Genomic DNA, 4006 nt, shown 5'->3' with positions numbered 1-4006 from the left:
TTGTCAGGTTGTTTTGGTTGAGTTCGATGGGGTTGCCGCCGCAGGAGGGGTCGATGATTGCGCCCTGGACGAGGTCTGGGATTGCGGCCTCGGTGACGCCGAGATCGGACAGGCGGCGGGGGATGCCAAGGCTGTCGTTGAATTCCTGCACGAAGGCGCGGAAGCCGTCGAAGCCGCCGTCGATGCCCAGATAGGCCGCGGCCGACTGGAACCGGTCGGCGATGGCCGGGGCGTTGAACTCGAGCACGGCGGGCATGCAGACCGCGTTGGTGGTGCCGTGATGGGTGTTGAACGTGGCGCCGACGGGGTGGCTCATGGCGTGGATGGCGCCAAGGCCCTTCTGGAAGGCGGTGGCGCCCATGGCGGCGGCGCTCATCATCTGGGCGCGGGCTTCGATATCGGTGCCGTCGACATAGGCGCGCGGCAGGTACTCCTTGACCAGTCGCATGCCCTCCAGCGCCATGCCCTGGCTCATCGGGTGGTAATGCGGGCTGGAATAGGCCTCGACGCAATGGGCAAAGGCATCCAACCCGGTGCCGGCGGTGATGATCCTGGGCATGCCCACGGTCAGTTCCGGGTCGCAGATCACCACGGTCGGCAGCACCTTGGGGTGGAAAATGATCTTCTTCGCATGGGTCTCGGAATTGGTGATGACACTGGCGCGCCCCACTTCCGATCCGGTCCCGGCGGTGGTCGGCACCGCGATGATCGGTGCGATGGCATCGGCATCGGCACGGGTCCACCAGTCGCCGATATCCTCAAAATCCCAGACCGGACGGATCTGACCGGCCATGAAGGCCACCATCTTGCCCAGGTCCAGCCCCGAACCGCCGCCAAAGGCAATCACGCCGTCATGGCCGCCCGCTTTGTAGGCCGCGATACCGGCGTCGAGGTTCTTTTCGTTCGGGTTCGGATCGACGTCGCTGAACAACCCCCGGCCCAGACCGGCGGCCTCCATGATGTCCAGCGTCGCCGCGGTGATCGGCAGATCGGCCAGCCCCTTGTCCGTGACCAGCAGCGGTTTCTTCATCCCGGCGGCCGCGCAGGCCTCGGGCAGTTCCTTGATACGGCCGGCGCCGAATTTGATCGCGGTCGGATAGGACCAGTTTCCAACAAGGCTCATGTCTTGACTTTCTCTCAATGTTTGGGCCCGTCCCGGGGAGGGAGGAGAACGGGACGGGCAGGCATCCTCAGCCGGTCACCTTTTTCAGGTGATACGACTTTGGACGTGTCAGGTTGTGGTAGCCGATGACGGACAGACCGCCGCCCCGACCGGTATTCTTGCAGCCGGTCCAGCACAGGCCGGGGTCCAGATAATCGGCGCGGTTCAGGAACACGGTGCCGGTCTCGATCCGGTCTCCGACGCGCGCCGCGCGGTCCACATCGCGGGTCCAGAGGCTGGCGGTCAGGCCGAACTCGCTGTCATTCATCAGCTGGGTCGCCTCGTCATCCGAGGACACTTTCATGATGCCGACCACCGGGCCAAAGCTTTCATCCCGCATCACCCGCATGTCGTGAGTGACGCCTGTCAGGATCTGCGGCGTCAGATAGGCGCCGCCATCATCCTCGGGGAACGTGTCGATTTGGGCCACGGCCCCGGCCTCGACGGCCTCGGCGATCTGCGCCCGCACCTCGTCGGCAAAACGCACATTGGCCATCGGACCCATGGTGGTCCCGGCCTCCAGCGGGTTGCCCAGCTTGTACCCCTTCACGATCTCGACCGCCCTGGCGACGAAGTCGTCATAAAGGCTTTCATGGACGTAAATCCGCTCGATCCCGCAGCAGCACTGACCGGCGTTGAACATGGCGCCGTCAATCAGCGTGTCGACGGCGGCCTCCAGATCGGCATCCTCCATGACATAGCCCGGGTCCTTGCCGCCCAACTCGGTGCCGACGCCGGTGAAGGTGCCCGCCGCTGCGCGTTCCATCGCCTGGCCACCGCCGACCGAGCCGGTGAAGTTCACAAAGTCGAACGCATTGCCAGCGATCAGGTCATTGGTCACGTCATGGCTCAGGAACACGTTCTGGAACACGTCTTCCGGAACACCGGCCGCATGGAAGGCCTGCGCCATGCGCTCGCCCACCAGCAGGGTCTGCGTGGCATGTTTCAGAACCACCGTATTGCCCGCGATCAGCGCCGGGGCCACCGTGTTGATCGCCGTCATGTACGGGTAGTTCCACGGCGCCACCACAAACACGACGCCATGCGGGATGCGCTTGATATAGCGCGAGAAGGTCTCATCCTCGCCCACCGCGATATCGGCCAGCGACGTTTCCGCAATCTCGGCCATATGGCTGGCGCGCTCGTTGAAGCCGCCGAACTCGCCGCCATAGCGCACCGGGCGTCCCATCATATGCGCCAGTTCCGGCACGATCTCATCGTTCATCGCGCCCACGGCAGCGACACCCGCCATCACCAGATCAATACGCTCCTGCAGGGGGCGCGCCGCCCACCCCGCCTGCGCTGCACGTGCCCGCCCGGCCGCCGCAAAGGCGGCATCCCGGGACATTACCTCGCGTTCCGCAAATACCGATCCATCGATCGGTGAGATGCATTTCAGTGTCTGGCTCATGCCATCAACTCCACATAGAGGGCCTTTGCGCCCTGCTTCCTCTTTCCAAATGTCATCGGGGGCGTGAGAGGCGCCCTCTCACGCTGCCCGTCATGCCCGCTCAAACCCGCGGGCGATTTCCCAATCCGTCACCACGCGCTCGAATTCCTCGATCTCGACCTCAGCCGCGCGGGCATAGTGATCGACCACCTCATCCCCCATGGCCGCCCGCAACATCTCTGACCCGTGCAGCGCATCCCGCGCCGCGCGCAGATTGCCCGGGATCATCCCGGTATCGCCCTGATAGACGTCTCCTTTGGTGGGCGGTTGCAACTCCAGCCCCTCTTCGATGCCCGCAATTCCGGCGGCCAGCATCCCGGCCATCGCCAGATACGGGTTCATGTCCGAACCCGGAATCCGGCACTCCACCCGCACCGCCTTGGTGCCATCGCCGCACAGGCGGTAACCGGCGGTGCGGTTGTCCACCGACCAGATGATCCGCGTCGGCGCAAAGGTGCCCTTCATGAAGCGCTTGTAGCTGTTGATGTAGGGGGCCATGAAATAGGTGTAATCGGCGGCGTATTTCAGCAGACCGGCCATGTAGCTTTTCATCAGCGCCGACATGCCCAGATCATCCTCCGCGTCATAGAAGGCAGGGTTGCCATCGGCCCACAGCGACTGATGCACATGGCTGGAACTGCCCACCTTCTCGTGATGCCATTTCGGCAGGAAGGTCGCCGCATGGCCGTGCTGCCAGGCAATCTCCTTCACCGCGTTCTTGGCGATCGAGTGATACTCGGCCGTTGCCATCGCCGGCGCATATTTGATGTTCAGCTCTTCCTGCCCGGTCTCGGCCTCGCCCTTGGTGTTCTCGACCGGGATGCCCGCATTCCATAGATGGTTGCGGATCGGCCGCATCACATGCTCTTCCTTGGTGGTCTGCAGGATGTGATAATCCTCGTTATAGCCCGAGATCGGCTCCAGATCGCGGAAGCCTTCCTTGCGGATCGCATCGAAACTCTTCTCGAACAGGAAAAACTCCAGTTCGGTCGCGCACATCGCCTCATAGCCCATCGCCTTCAGACGGTTGACCTGGCGTTTCAGGATCGAGCGCGGCGCATGCGGCACTTCCTCATGCGTGTGGTGATCCAGCATGTCGCACATCACCATCGCCGTGCCTTCCAGCCACGGCACCGGGCGCAGCGTGCTGAGATCCGGCTTCATCACATAATCGCCATACCCCCGCTCCCAACTGGTCGAGGCGTAGCCATCCGGCGTCCCCATCTCAAGATCCGTCGCCAGCAGGTAATTGCAGCAATGCGTCTCTTCCCACGCTCCAGCCAAAAAATGACCCGCATGAAACCGCTTCCCCATCAACCGACCCTGCATGTCAACCATGCAAACCAAAACCGTATCAACCAAACCCGCAGTAAACTGCGACTTCAAATCGTCGA

Annotated in this window: 3 protein-coding genes; all 3 read right to left on the bottom strand. The window is 63.1% G+C overall.

The window, feature by feature from the left end:
• Nucleotides 1-1123: iron-containing alcohol dehydrogenase (locus GOX66_RS25325; protein WP_170766659.1), on the bottom strand; the 1123-nt coding region annotated here is incomplete at its 3' end.
• 67 nt (nucleotides 1124-1190) lie between these two features.
• Nucleotides 1191-2573, bottom strand: a complete 1383-nt coding sequence (locus GOX66_RS25320; RefSeq protein ID WP_170766657.1) for an aldehyde dehydrogenase family protein — start codon at nucleotides 2571-2573, stop codon at nucleotides 1191-1193.
• 90 nt (nucleotides 2574-2663) lie between these two features.
• A partial coding sequence (locus GOX66_RS25315) for a glutamine synthetase family protein (RefSeq protein WP_419555590.1) occupies nucleotides 2664-4006 on the bottom strand: 1343 nt, incomplete at its 5' end.

Source organism: Ruegeria lacuscaerulensis (genome assembly GCF_013031245.1).
GTDB lineage: Bacteria > Pseudomonadota > Alphaproteobacteria > Rhodobacterales > Rhodobacteraceae > Ruegeria > Ruegeria lacuscaerulensis_C.
This window is presented reverse-complemented; position numbering and strand designations above follow the sequence as displayed.

Coding starts and splice junctions, on each gene's coding strand:
- GOX66_RS25320 (WP_170766657.1), bottom strand. CDS start 2,573: ATGAGCCAGACACTGAAATGCATCTCACCGATCGATGGATCGGTATTT.